General features: G+C 34.8%; 13 protein-coding genes. 9 read left to right on the forward strand and 4 right to left on the reverse strand.

Annotated features, from left to right (window positions below):
- Positions 1-46: 46 nt before the first annotated feature.
- From ACF3OC_RS18360 to ACF3OC_RS18375, 4 genes are all read left to right on the forward strand, one after another.
- Positions 47-1,195 carry a FecR family protein gene (locus tag ACF3OC_RS18360; RefSeq protein ID WP_094257410.1) on the forward strand — a complete coding sequence of 383 codons (1,149 nt, stop codon included), beginning with the start codon at positions 47-49 and terminating at the stop codon, positions 1,193-1,195.
- A 53-nt stretch (positions 1,196-1,248) separates the two neighbouring features.
- On the forward strand, positions 1,249-4,596 hold the full coding sequence (locus ACF3OC_RS18365) for a TonB-dependent receptor (RefSeq protein WP_318271480.1): 3,348 nt from the start codon (positions 1,249-1,251) through the stop codon (positions 4,594-4,596).
- Between the two features lie 11 nt (positions 4,597-4,607).
- Positions 4,608-6,479, forward strand: coding sequence for a RagB/SusD family nutrient uptake outer membrane protein (locus ACF3OC_RS18370; RefSeq protein WP_392470379.1), 1,872 nt, complete (start codon positions 4,608-4,610; stop codon positions 6,477-6,479).
- Positions 6,480-6,669: 190 nt separating this feature from the next.
- Complete coding sequence (locus ACF3OC_RS18375) at positions 6,670-7,308, forward strand: 4'-phosphopantetheinyl transferase superfamily protein (RefSeq protein WP_094257413.1); 639 nt, start codon at positions 6,670-6,672, stop codon at positions 7,306-7,308.
- Positions 7,309-7,330: 22 nt separating this feature from the next.
- Here ACF3OC_RS18375 and ACF3OC_RS18380 read toward each other — a convergent pair whose 3' ends face one another.
- Positions 7,331-8,380 (reverse strand): AI-2E family transporter, encoded by a 1,050-nt coding sequence (locus ACF3OC_RS18380; protein ID WP_392470381.1) that lies wholly within the window; start codon positions 8,378-8,380, stop codon positions 7,331-7,333.
- Between the two features lie 411 nt (positions 8,381-8,791).
- Here ACF3OC_RS18380 and ACF3OC_RS18385 point away from each other — a divergent pair, with 411 nt between their 5' ends.
- Positions 8,792-11,743, forward strand: a complete 2,952-nt coding sequence (locus tag ACF3OC_RS18385; RefSeq protein WP_392470383.1) for a SusC/RagA family TonB-linked outer membrane protein — start codon at positions 8,792-8,794, stop codon at positions 11,741-11,743.
- 17 nt (positions 11,744-11,760) lie between these two features.
- Positions 11,761-13,356: a RagB/SusD family nutrient uptake outer membrane protein gene (locus ACF3OC_RS18390; RefSeq protein WP_094257416.1), complete on the forward strand. Its 1,596-nt coding sequence runs from the start codon at positions 11,761-11,763 to the stop codon at positions 13,354-13,356.
- A 544-nt stretch (positions 13,357-13,900) separates the two neighbouring features.
- Here the strand turns inward: ACF3OC_RS18390 and ACF3OC_RS18395 are convergent.
- Complete coding sequence (locus ACF3OC_RS18395; RefSeq protein ID WP_094257417.1) at positions 13,901-14,302, reverse strand: AraC family transcriptional regulator; 402 nt, start codon at positions 14,300-14,302, stop codon at positions 13,901-13,903.
- Between the two features lie 775 nt (positions 14,303-15,077).
- On the opposite strand from ACF3OC_RS18395, the gene ACF3OC_RS18400 reads away from it, so the two are divergent.
- The 3 genes from ACF3OC_RS18400 to ACF3OC_RS18410 are packed head-to-tail and all read left to right on the forward strand — an operon-like array spanning position 15,078 to position 15,603.
- Complete coding sequence (locus ACF3OC_RS18400; protein ID WP_392471625.1) at positions 15,078-15,299, forward strand: methyltransferase domain-containing protein; 222 nt, start codon at positions 15,078-15,080, stop codon at positions 15,297-15,299.
- Positions 15,265-15,432 (forward strand): methyltransferase domain-containing protein, encoded by a 168-nt coding sequence (locus ACF3OC_RS18405; protein WP_169715197.1) that lies wholly within the window; start codon positions 15,265-15,267, stop codon positions 15,430-15,432. Before ACF3OC_RS18400 ends, ACF3OC_RS18405 begins: the two co-directional genes overlap by 35 nt.
- A gap of 24 nt (positions 15,433-15,456) precedes the next feature.
- The gene (locus tag ACF3OC_RS18410) at positions 15,457-15,603 is read left to right on the forward strand and encodes a hypothetical protein (protein ID WP_169715198.1); all 147 of its coding nucleotides are present in this window, start codon (positions 15,457-15,459) and stop codon (positions 15,601-15,603) included.
- A 260-nt stretch (positions 15,604-15,863) separates the two neighbouring features.
- On the opposite strand, the gene ACF3OC_RS18415 is transcribed toward ACF3OC_RS18410, so the two are convergent.
- Together ACF3OC_RS18415 and ACF3OC_RS18420 are read right to left on the reverse strand one after the other, a co-directional pair.
- Positions 15,864-16,943: a HAMP domain-containing sensor histidine kinase gene (locus ACF3OC_RS18415; protein ID WP_094257419.1), complete on the reverse strand. Its 1,080-nt coding sequence runs from the start codon at positions 16,941-16,943 to the stop codon at positions 15,864-15,866.
- Positions 16,944-17,538: 595 nt separating this feature from the next.
- A complete protein-coding gene (locus ACF3OC_RS18420; RefSeq protein WP_094257420.1) occupies positions 17,539-18,309 on the reverse strand; it encodes an enoyl-CoA hydratase/isomerase family protein in 771 nt (256 codons plus the stop codon).

Here is an 18,309-nt window from a genome sequence, read left to right on the forward strand (position 1 = left end):
AGTGTTTTCTACGACTATATAGATAGCCAAAGCTATTAACCTAAAAATGTCTAATAGAAAAAATAAAATACAACAGTTGATAAAAATTCTCTTTACCCGGTATTCCAAAGGAATTTCAGGCAAGAATGAAAGGGAATTGGTAGAAAAAATATATGATTCTATCGATCTGGGACAAACTGACGCCAATCAGGACCTTGAAAGAATAAAAAATGAAATTAAGTTTTCAATTGACCATAAAATTTCAAGGAAAAAATCTTCCAGTGTTTTCCGTAAATTGTACTATCCTTCAGCTGCTGCAATACTTATATGCTTAGCTTTTGGATACTATATTTTTCGAACTTCTAAGGAAAATACAAACATCCTTGACAATCCCACTGTACATCACCTCGAAACTACCCTTAAGAGTCCAACTATTTCATTAAATGATAAAAACTTTTATAATCTTAAAATTACAACACCTCCTGGAACAAAATATCAAGTCATTGATGATGAAAAAGTTCTGGATTTAACCGCATTAACCTCAAATGAAACCTCCAAAAGCATAAAAATTATTAACCCCTGTAAGGAACCAATATCAATTTTATTAAATGATGGATCCCAAGTTTGGTTGAATTTTAACTCCAGCCTTGAATTCGAATATGATATTCAAAAAAATCACAGGCTGGCTAAAATCATTGGTGAAGTTTTTTTCGATGTTAAAAAAATAACGAATAATGATGCTAGTGTCCCATTCGAAGTAAAAACCCGATTACAAACCATTGAAGTTCTCGGTACTAAATTTAATGTTAATACAACTTCTCCTGACGAAGAGAATGTTGAATTATTAGAAGGAAGTATTCGACTTTCTCATAATGTCTCAAAGATTAAAACGCTACTTATTCCTGGTCAAAAGGCATTTCTTAAAGACAACTCAAATAAAATATTAATAACCAATTCAAATTCTGAAGAAAAGGCTAAAGCATGGCGTAAAGGTCTTTTTTACTTTGACTCAGAAAGCCTTCAAGCTATTGGTAAGGAACTCTCCTTATGGTATGAAATACCTGTAATTATTTCTCCAGAAATAAAGTCCTTGAAAATAACAGCAATGATCAAACGCTCTGAAAAAATAGAAAAAGTCTTGGAATTAATAGAATTAACTAACAATGTCAAATCAAACACTATGAATGGAAAAATCTATATAAACAAAAAGTACTAATAATCAATTAACCAAAATTGCATTGAAAACAATTTTAATAACTAACTAAACTTATGATGCTTAAATTATTTTTTAAATCGCTCAAAGTCCATCTAAATAGACCTGTTTACTGGTCTATCCTCGGAATTTTGTTCACTTGTCAATCAGTTTTTGGATCCTTGATCGATCCTCAAAAAACAATTACTGTTAATTATCAGAACACACCCCTTAAGCAAGTCTTCAAAAATTTAAATGAAGAAGCAGGAATTCAATTCATCTATTCCAATCAAGATTTGGATGAAACTAAAAGGATCACACTAAAACTGATAAACAGCCCCATTAAAACTGTTGTTACTGAGATTTTCTCGACAATAAATGTCTCTTTTGAAATTAAGGACAACACAATTATTGTCAAAAAGACCAATGAAAGAAGGCTAAATCAGGAACGAACCATTAAAGGACAGGTCTTAAATGAAAGTAATGCTCCTATTCCAAATTCCACTATTCAAACTAGCTTTTCGAATCGTTCAACTTCAACTAATCAAAATGGAAATTTTGAAATTAATGTTCAATCACAAGACACTTATATTACAGTAACCTCCATTGGTTATGTATCTCGTCAAATTGAAATTAAATCGGCTAATGATTATAGAATTATCCTAAAAGATAGCACTGATGCATTAGACGAGGTCGTAGTGGTAGGTTTTGGAACACAAAGAAAGGCTTCAGTGGTCGGGGCAATCTCCAGTATCGAACCGGAAAGATTAAAAAGTGGTACGACAAGATCAATGAGTAATAATTTGGCTGGACAACTAGCCGGAGTAATTGCTGTACAAAGATCTGGAGAACCCGGATATGATAACTCCAACTTTTGGATTCGTGGTATCAGTACATTCGGTGGAAATAGAAATCCATTGATTCTAGTTGATGGTGTTGAAAGATCACTTGATAATATGGACCCTGAGGAGATTGAGTCTTTTTCCATTTTAAAAGATGCAGCGGCGAGTGCTGTATATGGGGTAAGAGGAGCGAATGGAGTGATTCTAATTAACACCAAAAGAGGAAAAGTCGGAAAACCAACCGTATCTGCAAGATATGAACAAGGGTTTACTTCCCCAATCCAATTACCTGATTTCATAGGTGCCGCCGATTATTTGGAAGTAATGAATAGCATTAGAGAAGAACGTGGAGATGCTCCTCTATATTCTCAAGAAAGAATTGATAACATCCGAAACAATGTTGACCCTGATTTATACCCTGATGTAAATTGGTTGGATGCTATCCTAAAAAATCAAGCCGGAAATTCCAGAGCAAACCTTAGCGTTAATGGAGGAACGGATATTTTAAGATATTCATTGGTGACTTCATATTATGGTGAAAGCGGAATTATCGAAAGAGATAAAAATCAAGCTTGGGATTCTTCCTCAAAACTGAATAGATATAACGTAAGATCAAATGTTGATATCAATATTAGTCCTACAACTCTATTCAGATTAAATATTGGTGGATATTTACAGGATCGTAGTCGTGCTCCTCAAAGTGTGGACGACTTATTCCAACAAGCTTTTACAATACCTCCTTATGTCCACCCAACCATTTATTCTTCTGGCGAAATTCCAAGAACTCCTGAAAGAACAAACCCTTGGGCATTGGCAACTCAAAGGGGCTACGAAAGAATTAGTGCCAGTAAACTTGAATCTTTATTTTCCCTGGAACAAGATTTAAAATTTTTCCTGCCAGGACTGAAAGCCAGAGGCTTATTTTCATTCGACCGTTATTCTAATACCTCTGTAGTTAGAAGTAAAGATCCTGACTATTTTAACCCTGCAATCGGACGGGATGATCAAGGTAATCTACTTTTGGTTATTGATAAATACGGTCAAGATTTCTTGGGATATTCTAAAGGGTCTGACTGGGGTGATAAAAGCGTCTACCTAGAAGGTGCTTTAAATTATAGTAAATTCTTTGGCATGCACAATGTGGAAGGAATGGTGCTGTATAATCAACGAAATTATGATAATGGTGATCTTCTTCCCTACAGGAATCAAGGTATGGCAGCTAGATTCTCTTACAATTACAATAACCGCTATATCGCCGAATTCAACTTTGGATATAATGGGTCAGAGAACTTTGCTCCAGGTAAAAGATATGGCTTCTTCCCTTCTTTCGCTCTCGGATGGTATATCTCGGAAGAAAAATTCATGGAAAACTACAAAGAAACTTTATCTAAATTAAAACTGAGAGGTTCTTATGGTCTTGTTGGAAATGATCGCTTAGATGGACGAAGGTTTGCATATATCACCACTATCAATGAAACTGGAGGTTATAGATGGGGATTAAACAATGACTTCTATAGAGCCGGACGTTTCGAAGGTGACCAAGGTAATTCCAACCTTACTTGGGAAACCGTAGCAAAATCAAACATAGGACTTGAATTAGGGGTGTGGAATGCGCTAGATTTCCAAATCGATTTCTTTCATGAAGATAGAAAAAATATTTTCATGCAACGCAGATCAATCCCTGGCTCTAGTGGTTTCACCAATGCTCCTTGGGCTAACTATGGTGCTGTCAAGAATAAAGGTATAGATATGTCCTTAGAATTTAACAAAAACTTATCTCAAGACTTCTTCTTATCACTTCGGGGAACTTTTACCTATGCTAAAAACCAAATCATGGAACAAGACGAACCTAGTGCTATTATTGGAACCTCAAGGTCTTCAACAGGTAAACCAATAGGCCAACAATTTGGACTAATAGCGGATGGTTTATTTAAAGAATCTGATTTTAAAGATGTTGAAAACGGAATTCTAATCGATGACATCCCAACACATACATTTGGAGTAATCAGACCAGGTGACATAAAGTATCAGGATTTAAACCAAGATGGCGTTGTGGATGCATTAGATGTTACGGCCATTGGTGGTACCGAGGATCCAACCGTCGTTTTTGGATTCGGAACAAATATGAGATATAAAGCTATCGATTTCGGGTTTTTCTTCCAAGGTCTAACGAATACTTATCGAATTATTGGAGGATCTAATTTCATCCCAGGCAGTGCAAATGGATCTATGGGAAATATTTTCAGCAATGTCACAGATAGATGGACAGTAGATAACCCTAGCCAAGACGTCTTCTATCCTAGATTGTCAGATTACCAAAGTTCCAATAATAATTTAGCCTCAACATGGTGGCTCAGAGACATGAGCTTCATCCGCTTAAGAAATGTTGAACTAGGATTTAGTATGCCATCGAAATGGATTGACCCTATGCAATTAAAAAATGTTAGAATTTTCTTAAGAGGCAATAACCTTCTAACATTTTCAAAATTCGATTTGTGGGATCCTGAATTAGGCGTAAATAATGGAATGAGATACCCGATTATGAAATCAGTATCGATGGGCTTAGAGTTAAACTTCAAATAAAATTGACCAATATGAAAACGAAATATAACAAGATATTTTTAACCTCCTTAATAGGTATCTTATCATTAAGTTCTTGTTCCAAGTTCTTAGATAAAATGCCTGATGACCAACTTACCTTAGAAATGGTCTTCGAAGACAAAACAAGAACTGAGGATTGGCTAGCGGGAATTTACAGCAATATTCCTGACCCTTATTTTGGCTTTGCCAAAGATGTAGGTCTTGATGCGCTATCAGACGATATGGCTCCTTCAACTGGATGGGAACAATTTGGCTGGGATGTAATCGGCAAACAAACTGGAAATTGGAACCCAAGTACAGGCTGGGGACCTAATTACTGGGTGGAACTCCCAAAACGAATCAGATCAGCATACATCTTCATTGATAATGTTAAACCAAACGCATCCCAACTTGTAACGGATGAAGAAGTAAATCTAATGAAGGCTGAAGCAAGGTTTATGATCGCGTATTATTACTCTTTGCTTTTAGATACATATGGAGCAATCCCTTTCAATCTGGGTTTGACGGATCCAAACGCCACGACAAAAGAGTTGATGATTGGGCAAACCCCATTTGATGAAATCGTTGATTGGATAGACAAAGAACTAATGGAGGTATCAACATTGCTCCCCGATAAATATGCTGCCGCCCAAAAATATGGTCGTGCAACATCTATTATGTGCTTAGCAGTACGAGCAAGATTACTCTTATTTGCTGCAAGTCCTTTGGTGAATGGGAATCCTGCCTATGCTAATTTTGTAAATGACAAAGATCAAAAAATATTCAATTCGAATTTTGATGCGAATAAATGGAAAAAAGCGGCAGATGCTTCTAAGTTATTAATTGATAGAGCAGAAGCAGCTGGCCATAAATTATATTATGAATATAATACTGATGGTAGCATAGATCCTTTCTTATCTTATCAATACATGATGTTTAGAAGACCGCAAGATGGAAACAATGAAATACTATTCGCTCGTCCGGATTGTAATATTTGGGAGTATGATAAACATTCGCAACCTAGAGGAACTGGAGGAAACGGTGGTCTAGGCCTGACTCAATCTTTAGTGGATGCCTTCATGATGGAAAATGGATTACCAATCACTGACCCGAACTCCGGTTATGTTGAAAAAGGTTTCTCTACTTCTGATGAAGTAAGAAATACAAAATGGGTAGACTCAAAAGGTGGAGGGAAAGTCACTCTTGCCGGAACTTATAACATGTACACACATAGAGAGCCTAGATTCTATATTTCTGTTTTGTATAATGGGGCTTGGTTTAAACGCGAAAACAGAACTACAGAATTCTATTATGGAAACTGGGACGGTGGTCCAACGCATGATGCTCCCCAAAATGGGTATCTAATGAGAAAAAAAGTGCACCCTGACCATGATCCAAGAAATGGAACCAATCCATATCGCCCTGGTATTCTTTATCGCTTAGGTGAAGCATATCTGAATTACGCAGAAGCCTTGAATGAATCAAGTCCAAATAATCCAGATATTCTTAAGTATTTAAACCTTATCCGTGAAAGAGCGGGAATCCCCCAATTTGGAAAAGGAACCACCCCCCTTCCTGCTCCTGCTTCTCAACAAGCAATGAGAGATGCTATTCATCGCGAAAGAAGGGTAGAATTAAATAATGAAGGAATCCGTTATAGAGATATCAGAAGATGGAAAATTGGAGAACAAACTCTTAATGGAAATTTTACGGGAATGAACTTCTCTGGAACTGAAAAAGATGATACTGAAAGTAATCCTAAAGCTTTTTTCAAAAGATCAACTTATCAAAGAAGAGTATTCAACCAGAAGAACTACTGGTTCCCTGTACCTCAATCTGAAATTGATAAAAACCCGAATCTAAGACAAAACCCTTTTTGGGAATAATTAATAATATGCTAAAACACAAAAGCGGACTATAGATGTCCGCTTTTGTGTTTCAAACAGCACAATTTTGACATCTTCTAATCTTATCGGACATACTCCATATAAAAAAATCAACCTTCTACAGCCGCTTTGCAGGCGTCTCTATACTAAATACTAATTACTAAATACTAGATTAATACTATATTTGACTATGTCATTAGCTTATCTCAAAGAATTGGATGCGCAGAGTCGCATTGCGCTATGGAAAATCGAAGAAACTGAGGAACAATTGGTTTCAATGTTACAGCTTGATGAAGCTGAATTAGCGAAGCTTGGAAGTTTAGCTAAGGGAAAAAGAACTTTACATTGGCTGGCAACGCGTGTATTATTGCGTTATTTATTGCAAACGCCCGAGTTTATAAGCTGTCCTTCTGATTCCAATGGTAAGCCTTATCTGCCTGACTTCCCTTATGAAATTTCTTTGACCCATTCGTATGACTATGCTGGCGTGATGTTGAGTTCCTCAGGCCTTTGCGGAATTGACTTGGAGATTGTAAAAGATAAGGTCGTGAGAATTAAGAACAAGTTTTTGAAGCCTAATGAACTAGAATTCATGCAGGATGAAAATATGGTAGATCAACTTTATGCATGTTGGTGTGCCAAGGAGGCTGTCTATAAATTACAAGGCAACAAAGGGGTGTCCTTTTATGAGAACATGACGATTCATCCTTTCCAATATAGCCCTCAAGGTGTGATGAAGGTTGATTTGATCAAGGACAACCAAATCCATTCCTTCAATGTATTTTACGAAAGGTTCAATGAATATATGTTGGGTTATGTAAATATTTAGGTAGAATTAATTCCATTAATCCCTATTCATCGACTATTACCCTGGTATCTTCCTTCAGCGCCAAGCGTTTATTAGACTTATAGATCCTTACTGCAATTAGAAAATAGGCCAATAACAAAGGACCATAGACCAAACCTATTAATCCGAATAAAGGTATTCCTATTATCACTCCAACAACTGTAATAATAGGGTGAATATCCCCTAACTTTTTGGCAATGATCAGTCTTAGAACATTGTCTATATTGATGACCAGTCCAAAGCCCCAAATTAGCATTCCAATCCCTTGCCAATTGTGTCCATCTGCTAATAAAATAACAGCTGCAGGAACAAATATCAATGGTGGCCCTAATAATGGTATAAATGATAATATGGCACATATTACCCCCCAAAACAAAGGATCTTTCGCTCCAAACATCCAAAATCCCAGTGCTAAACAAGCACCTTGAATAATGGCGATAATAGTCTGCCCGATTATATTTGAATAGGTAATATTCTTTAATTCCTCTCCAAAAGTTACTGCATTTTCATCATCAAAAGGCAGATAATGAACCAACCCACCTTCAAACCCCTTATAATTCACAAAAAGGAAATATAGTAAAAAGTACATGACCGTAATTTCCAGAAAAACATTTGCTGCACCACTCAACGCCGATGTTAACAGTCCACCCAGATAGGTCGAACTTGCTTCCAATTGTTTTTCTATGAGGTCCGGTTGACCGAGCTTATCTCCGACAAAATGGTTGATTGCATCCATGATTTTCTTAACCCAATGCGGATTTTGTTGAAGTTCTATGGCTTTATCGAACAACATCTTACCAATTCCTACAAATGGTAATACGATAATAAATATGGAGAGGATAATAATAAAAACCGAAGATACCGGTTTAGGCCAACGCCATTTTTCAATCAGAAAAATATTCAAGTTCCGGAACAAGGTATACATAACCATTGTTCCTAGAAACGCCCCAAATATCCCAGAGGTAGCATAAATAATGATACCCCCTAATATGATGACAATAATTAGGATAATGATATTCCGTTCCTTCTGCGAAAAAACATCGTTGTTGCTCATAATTGATTTTAAAATAAAATAACAACATTTTCCCGAATTGGTTTAAAAACTTTAATAATATTTTTAATTAACCAGAACTCAAATCAGTTTATTCCCTTTTATTAACACCTCTATTTTGATGAAACCCAACTAAATACCATTATTTAAATAAAATTTTCTCGAATAATAAAAAATCTATTTTTTGAGCAATAAACAACAAAAAATAACATAACAAAATTATTACCACTATTTTCCAAACAAAAACAAAAGCTATTTTAATATTTATTAATAACTTAGTAACTATTTGTTAACCTTTTTTTAATCTTAAATACAAACCTTTGTGGCGAAATCTAAAATTCAACCTTATGAAATATAGCTTTGTTAAAATTCTTATCTAACACATTTTATAATCTAAAAACACCTTAATTATTCATGAACTTAACTTCGAAAACTACAGCGAGGTCTTTCCTTTTATTGCTCTTCGGCGTATTCTGGACAATCTCAGCTTTTAGTCAACAACGAACAATTAGTGGAAAAGTAAGAACCGCAGACAATGTTCCACTCTCCAATGTTTCTGTCCTACTAAAAGGAACTAACATCGGATCCCAAACCAACAATGATGGTCAATTTCAAATTAATGTTCCAAATGATGGAATTTTGATTTTCTCAAGTATCGGCTATTTAACTCAGGAAACTGAAATAAAAGGGAAAAACTATATCAATATTATCTTGGAAGCCGATGATAAAGCCATCGATGAAGTAGTTGTAATGGGATATTCCCAAGTAGAAAAACAACACGTTGCTTCTTCCGTTGCAAGTATGGATATGGAGTCTACCAAGACTAGACCTATTTTCAAAATGCAAGAGGCATTCTCTGGAACTATTCCAGGTGTAACTATGCTTCAAGGATCCAATATTCCAGGCGCCGTTCCTGGGACTATTTCGATTCGCGGAATAAGTACCCTTCAAAATGCTGATGCATTGGTTATCGTCGATGGAATGGAGCAATCAATTACGGACTTAGACCCCAATCAAATAAAAAGCATTACCGTTCTTAAAGACGCAGCTTCAACTTCCATGTATGGCTCTAGAGGTGCAAACGGGGTAATCATTGTCGAAACTGAACGTGGTTACACTGGAAAATTCAAGGTAGATCTGAATGCATGGGGTGCTTATAGTAATCCTATTGACCTTCCTAATTGGGTGGATGCAGCGCAATACATGAAGTTGAACAATGAAACCAGAACCCATCAAAATCAAACCCTTTTATTCTCTGATGAGGATATTAGAAAAGCTGAAACTGGTGAAACCCCAAGTGTAAATTGGCTGGATGAAATCATGACTCGCAAACCATTCGCTAATAACACTACGGCCAGCATCTCCGGTGGTGGGGGTGTCGGAACATTCAATTTGATGCTTGGACATATTGGAGAAAAAGGACTAAATGATATTGAAGGAACCGAAAAGTTCTCAGCCCGTTTCAATACGAACATCAATATTGCCGATAAATTTGTGCTATTGGCAGATTTTTATGCACATCGCCTTCAGGTAGATCGTCTTATGGCAAATGATAATGGTCATGGTCTTTATCAGATCGCTTGGAGAATGAACCCTACCCAACAAATCTTCTATGATAATATGGATATTCCTGATCATTATATCTTGCATAATAATATGAACCCATTGGCCTCAATTGCTAAAGGCGGAACAAAAAACTATTTGTATGATAGAAGTACGATCAACTTGAGACCAAGATATAACATCAATAAAAACTTGAATATTGAAGGTAATGTCTCATATATGATCAACAAATCAGCAAATAAAGAGCAAAGAAGTACTTTTAAATTCTTTGATGGTGATGGAGCTCCCGTGACGATCTGGAAAAATTCCGTAACTGCAGAGCAAGGGGTAAGCTCAAGTCAATTGACTGCCAGAGCATTAGCCAATTACACGAAAGACTTACGATCAAATAAAGACAAACTTTATTTGACCTTAGGTACAGAGATGATGAGCTATACATACACTGACTATAGAGAAGAAAATAAAGCCTCTTTCTTTGGAAAATTAAACTACTCTTTTGACAACAGATATCTGATTGAGTTAACTGGACGTTCGGACGGTAGCAGTAAATTTGCGCCAGGTAATAAATGGGGATTCTTCCCTTCTGCCGCACTAGCTTGGAATTTGCACAATGAATCTTTCTTCAGTTCTATTCGCGAAAGTGGAGCAATAACCAACTTAAAAGTCCGTGCTTCTTATGGTTTAATTGGAAATGAGAATGTTGACCCATACTTATGGCAGGAAATTGTCAATAACTGGGGATGGACTATTAGGGTTCCAAATCCGGATTTCTCATGGGAAAAACAAAAACAATGGAATATTGGTGTCGATGTAACAGCATTGAAAAATAGACTTTCATTAACAGCAGAAGTCTATGACAAATTCTCCTATGATTTGATTTACAACAACTTTCCTGTCCCTCCATTAACGGGGTCAAACAATTTGGAATCTGCTGTAAATATCGGTGAAGTACAAAACAAAGGTTGGGAGCTTTCTGCGAAATGGTCAGACAAAATTGGAAATGTTTCCTACAATGTTGGGGCGATGCTTTTCGACAATGTCAATAAGGTATTAAAAGCTGGATATAGCAAGAACGATACCCTAATCTTTAAGGGTGACAGTGACAAAATTTGGTACAACGGCTCTTCAATCGACAACTATTATGGCTTCGAAAGTAATGGCTATTTCCAAAACGCAGATGAAGTTGAGAATACTTCAGCAAAACTACCTAATACCCTTCCAGGTGATATTAAATACAAAGATCAAAATGCTGATGGTATCATCAATGATCAGGACAGAATCTATTTAGGCGATCCTTTCCCGCATATGAACTATTCCATTAACCTAGGATTAAACTATAAAAAATGGGATTTCTCAGTTATGGGACAAGGTGTTGGTAAAAGGAATGGTCGATTGGTTGGAATGGAAGGATATCCTGTATATGTGGATGGTGGCAGCAATTCACTGGGTACTCCACGTCAGGAATACGCAGACAACCGCTGGACTGAATCGAACCCTAATGCTCGTTTTCCTAGAATTTGGAGTGGAAACAGTTCCAATGCTTACCTGAGTGATGTATGGTTAAGTGATGCTTCCTACTTCCGGATTAAAATGATCCAATTAGGATATACATTCCCAGGAATCGGAAAAAGCATTAAAAATATTAGACTTTATGTAAATGCTCAAGACGCATTTACTTTCACAAAATGGGAAGGTTTAGAGCCGGAAAGAGGTTTGGACAAATCCAAAACTGAAAACCAAGGAAATGGTGTATATCCTAGAATGGCAACATACAGCTTTGGTATTAGAGCAACCATCTATTAATCTTTGATTTTACCGAAATGAAAAAAACAATATTTGCATTAGCATTGATAACCTCTCTAGGAACTACCAGCTGTGAAAAGTTCCTTGACAAAAGAGATCCTACAGCAACTAACTTTCAAGAATTCTTCAATACCGAGGAAGATTTAAGAAGAGTAGTTTATAGTTCCTATCGTGATGTATTTACACATCCCACTGAGAGACGATTGGTTTTCTACATGATGGATGGAAGATCGGATAATGGTTATGCCCGAATTGAAACTGACCATCATGGCATTATGGCCAATGGAAATTATAATAGTAATTCCAGAGCCGCTGAATATTATTGGACCTTGTTCAATAAACATGTTGGTCGTCTAAATACTTTTATCGCAAATGTCGACATCCCATATGTTGAGGACGAAGCAGTTCGTCAAAAATACAAAGGGGTTCTGGAAGCCTTACGGGTTTGGCATTATTTCAGAATTGTTGGCCATTGGGGGGATGTCCCTTTCGTGCTGGAACCTGCAAATTTGGAAACAGCAAAGCAACCTTCAACTCCTAAAAAGGAGATCTTAGAAAAATTATTCCCGATGGCAGAGGAAATTGCAAATAGGCTACCTGAAAATGAGGGCACTACAAATGCTTACATGTTCAACAAATATTCCTTTAAGGCCATAATAATGCGTTATGCCCTTTATTATGAACGCTATGATCTAGCAGCAAAATTAGCCAAGGAAATTATGGACTCTGGAAGGTTTCAATTACATGCCAAATATGGTGATATGTTTGGTTACAAAGCGGATAAAACCAACAAAGAATTTATAATAAAATTTGACATGGAAAGCCATGACAACTCTGCAACCGCTTCTTTTGAACACTTGGGACCACATTATAGAACAGGCAAAGGTCAATCCTACATGGTTCCTACCAAATCGTTGGTAGATAGTTATTGGACCTTACAAGGTAGAAGTATTGACAATTGTCCGCTTCATACTAAAGAAGAATACGAATTGAACCCTAAACTAAATAGGGACCCACGTTATGCTCAAAGTATTTTTGGACATGGGGACACCTTCTCGGGCGAGGTAATTGATATCTACAATGTAAATAGTCCCATGTACTATCAACAGTTAAGAGGAAGCAAATCTGGATATTGGTTCAAAAAATTTGTAGATGAAGCCGATGCCTTTAGATCTGGAGGAAACATGACCTTCCCGTTAATTCGTTATGCTGAAGTATTGTTAACTTATGCTGAAGCCAAAATTATGTCAGGAGAACCTGATCAACTAGCGAAAGACTGTATCAACAATATTCGCAAAAGAGCTGGATTAGATATGACTGTTGCAGATGTTAACTTAGTTACAAAGACTAAACAACAATGGACTGACCTGATTCGTAACGAAAGAAGAGTAGAGTTTGCAGGGGAAGGTCTGAGATATGATGATATTATCCGTTGGAAAATTGCTGACCAGGTTTTGAACCAACCAGCAATGGGTCATACCAGAAAATTAAACAACAGCCTTCAATCCCTGAAAATTGAAGATCGTAGGTTTACTAAAAATCAATATTTATGGCCTTTCCACGAAAGCAGCTTAAAGGTTGAACCAAATCTTATACAAAATCAAGGTTACTAAAAATTAAACGAGGCTGTAAAATCAATTGATTTTACAGCCTCAAATCATGAAGGATCAATATTTTTTAAGATATTAGATAGAGCATGTTTGCAAACATTAGCATCTAAAATTCCACTTTTTCAAACAATAATCACCGGTAAATAACGTGTATGGAAATTAAAATTATTGAATATTTTCTATTTGTATATCAAATAAAGCAAGAATGAGAGAAATCTATAAAATTTGCGAATTTCTATAGAATCTCTTAAATTCAATTCTTATACACATTAAAAGTTAAATGGAATGCAATCTAATATTAACAGCTTACATAAATATCATTCTCATTAAAAACTTTTCTTGAATATTCAAGGCAGATTATTTCTAGAAAAGATTAAAAAAAGGGACTCTTGTAAAATTAAAGTTTAAAATGACCATTCAGAAACCCAAATCATTGGGTTTTAATTAATAGTTAGCATGGGCCATTATCCAAAGAATGGCCCAATTTTTATTCCCTATGAAATAGAATTAAAATAGCTTGGAGGCGTCAAAAAATTTGGAAAATATTTTAAGGTAAAGAACCAAGACTTATTAGAAATTTAGTCTTTTTTTGCCGAATTAAAAAGTAATCTTTAGGACTTAATCCCATATTGGTACGAATAAAATGTGCGAATTTCGCATAAGTTGAGAAGCCAGATGCTTTTGCTACAGCCTCGAGTTTATAAAACTGATTTTCTTCCAGAGCATCCACTATTTCAATCATATTCAAGAATCTTAAATTATTAATAAATGTAGGAAAATCACAGTTGAATTCTTGATTTATTATAAAAGATAAATACTTATAATTATAACCGATTTCACCACAAAAAGCATTCAAAGAGTAATCCGATCTTAAATAAGATTTCTTTTTTTTCCATGCTTGTATTTTTTCAACTATTTCCTGTTTAGTATTTGGAGAAATATTTTTCATAATTAAAAATAAGGATTGAAATAAAATCCATAAATTATTTATCCGATCCTAAGTCTAATCTGACCATCTAAATTTACTCTCATTAAAAATAAAAATTAAAGCTTTCTTTTTAAAAATGGAAATTAAAAAATGCTATAAAAACAATGTTTTTGGATGAATTTATTCAAATCCCACTTATATCTCGAAGTAAATAGGCATGATATAACCATATGCTTTTAACCAAGCTAAAATACGCTAAAATAAACTATTATAAAATTGCAGCAAGTAAATCCTGTTCTACGACCAAAGTTTTAAGTTGGGTTTTTAAACTTTACTTTTTAGGAATCAGCAGTTCTGTAATTTGTCAAACAATTAAGTTAAAATTAGAATTATCTAAGTTAATTGTAAATCTATCAAAATGCCGGTTTAACAATATATTAGAAGGGGTCTAAAAACTTTTATATCGTAAAATATATAGAGAAAAATTACCTTGCCTAAGAATATAACACTATCTATATCACTGAAAAATTAAAAGAATACCTGAAAGACAAATCCTTAATAGAGGGTTTACAGTTAGAAAGTCTATCCGTATAATTACGTAATTCATAAATTAGGTTCTGAAAGTCATATTGGGCTTTATATAATTGTATATGTTATCTAGCACATACACACAAATAGCTTAAATTCTATTCCATTTTAGTAGGAAAAAAACAATTAATCAAGGAAAATGGGGAAATACAAATATGACAAAATTAAGGTTGGATTTAATGCCACGCGAAAATCGGATCCATACTTAATGGAAGTGCTTTTTAATTTTTTGGCATCAAAAAAAGATGGATTTTATCTTGACATTTGCTGCAGAACAGGTAATTACACTATTTCATTGGCAAAAAGAGGGTACAATTTTGTAGGAATGGACCCATCTCAAAAAATGCTTATGGAAGCAAAATTAATAAAGAGTAATTTTAATTGGCGACAAAGGTGTGCAGGCTATTCCTGCAGAAGATGGTTCTATTGATGGAATAATTGGCACACTGACAATTCACCATTGGACAAACTTAAAAAAATCTTTTGCTGAAATCAACCGTGTACTCCGTAACAATGGAAGGCTGATTTTATTTACATCGACTCCGGATCAAATGAAAGGTTAATGGTTAAATAACTATTTTCCCATTATGATGAATAATTCAATTTCTCAAATGCCTTCAATTACTGAAATCAAAGAAAGCTTAAAAGGAACAAATCATCAAATCAAAGAAACTATAAAATATTTCTTTAAAGAGGATTTAAAAGATTGCTATTCTTTATATTGGAAAAAATAATCCTGAAATATATTTTGATAAAACAATTCGCAATGGTATATCATCCTTTTCTACATTATCTAACCTGAATGAAATAAAAAGTGGTTTGATAAAGTTGATGCAAGACTTAGTAAGTGGTCATTTTGAAAGAATCAAAAAACAATATCTAAGCGATTTGGGGGATTATTTATTCATCAATATTAATAAAAAAAGCATATTTAACAGCTAAAATTATTCCTAATTTGAATTATCTATATTTGAAATTTATTCAACTTCAAGATTTAACTAATGCCTCCCCTTTTAGGAAGATCAATAATAAATTCACAACCTTGATTTTCAACACTCTCGCACTTAATTCCTCCTCCCATCCACTCTACAACTGTTTTTACAACCCATAACCCAATACCATTGGTAGACTCCCCATTTATTCCTGGTCTTTTGGAATTACTGAATTTATTGAATATTTGGGATTTCATTTCTTGTGGAATACCAATTCCCGTATCTTTTACAGAAATATTTATCGTCTCTCCTAAATCTCTTACTGAAATTATTACATATCCGCCCTTATGTGTAAACTTTAAAGAATTGGAAATCAAATTATTCATAATTTGAATAAATTTATCCTCGTCCACATATAAAAAAAGAGATGAGCTTTCACATTGAAGGATAAAATTAATGCCAGTAGAAGATTCCATTGCAGAATACTGCTTTATTAAGTTTTTCAAACAAACTACCAGATCAGTTCTGACCAAATTAAGAGGGATGGACAGAGATGTAATAAACTCCTTTTTAAGAAAACTGCTAATTAGTGACATATTACTTGAACATATATCATTAATGCTAGCCAAAGCTAATTCAATTGATTTAAAGTCATTTTTTTGGACCTTCTCTGATGCAAGCTTCGTTAGATTTTTAACTGTTGCAAGAGAACCTGAAATATCATGACTTAGAATATTTAAAATGGCATTTTTCTTGGCATTATGTAAGAGAATATTTTGCTGAAATTCAATCTCATCTGTAATATCTTCTGCATATCCAATATTCATTTGATTTTTAGAAATATTATATTGATAAATAGACATTTTTAAATATTTAATATTTTCTTCAAATGAAATCTTTATTACCCGCTTCTCAATGGGGCTTTCCGAAATATTTAAAATATCCCGCCTCAGAAGATTGCTTTCTTCTGTGTCAGCATATTTTAAAATTTCCCAAAAATTAATCGAATTTTTAAGAAATTTCGAAAAAAATCTGAATGAATGATTCATATACCCGAGAATTCCTGATTTAGGATCGAAAGTGAAAACCATCAAAAAAGAATTTTCTGATAATACCCGCAGAGCATTATTAATTTTGTCCATATGAAAAGTTTATAAAATCTGCTTCTACAAAATATCCATTTTAAAATTTTAATTGGCGACAGACTACTAGCTAAGGTAAAGGTAATCGTTGATATTCAGAAATACTTGGAATCTTACTCCATGGCCAGAATATTGTTCAGATGACACTCAAAACTTGCTTTAAACGGATATTATAACATCGTAAACTAATATTGAAAATGGATTGGGGATAATCTCTTGGTTTTACTATTTCTTCTCATCCCGAATAGTTGATTCACTTTTTGAATCCAATCGTATTCCATTTCTAACATTCACGTTGATCAAGTAAAACGGAAAGTTTATGTCCTTTGTGCCATCCAAATTGATTTGTTCTTCGCAAGCTCTTTAATTATCTTTCTTTTCAAAAAATTCAACATCTGACTTAAAGGGACGATCTGACCGAGATTCCGCGGTTTAATTCATGCATACAAAAAGCATAAGCTTCTAAATCCTTAAACTGGCTGACCATAAGATTTCTTCTTCAATTTTAACTTAATTCAAGAACTGGTGAAATTTTTATAATAGAATTATTAATAAAAAAATAATGAATTTATCATCTATATCAATAAGATTGAAATTAATATTTTGGTTTCCTTTTTTCAATAAAAGCCATTACACCTTCTTCAAAATCGTCTGATCCAAAGCATTCCCCAAAATTCTCAATCTCTATTTGATAGCCATTGGTATTACTATCAAAACTACTATTTACGGTTTCAATCGCAGCAGCAACGGCCGAACGAGACCTAGTATAAATTTTATCCAATATATATTGAGCGGTTTCTTCAAGCTCGTAAAGCTCAACAACCTTATTCAGCAAACCCCATTGGTAAGCATCTTCTGCATCAACCATGTCCCCAGTAAGAATCATTTCCAGCGCCTTGCCTTTACCAACCAGATCTGTTAATCTTTGGGTTCCACCGAATCCCGGAATCAAGCCTAAGGAAACTTCAGGCAATCCCATTTTTGCAGAAGTGGCAGCAATTCGAAGATGACAAGCTAATGCAAGTTCAAGACCTCCTCCTAATGCAAAACCATTGATGGCAGCAATGACAGGCTTAGGAAAATTAGCCAATTTATCCATCAGTTCATGTCCAAATTTGGATATATCCATCGCCTCTTCCTTGCTTTTCCCTAAAAACTCTTGAATATCCGCTCCAGCAACAAATGCCTTTTGACCAGCACCGGTAAGAATAACTCCACGAACAGAATCATCAGATTCAATAGAACTAACTGCATCTTTTAATTCTCCAATGGTTTCTTTGTTCAAGGCATTCAGTTTGCTCTCCCTATTAATAGTTATCCAAGCAGTTTGATTCTTGATTTCAAGGATTATATTCTGGTAGCTCAT

The organism is Sphingobacterium cellulitidis (assembly GCF_043187465.1).
Lineage (GTDB): Bacteria > Bacteroidota > Bacteroidia > Sphingobacteriales > Sphingobacteriaceae > Sphingobacterium > Sphingobacterium cellulitidis.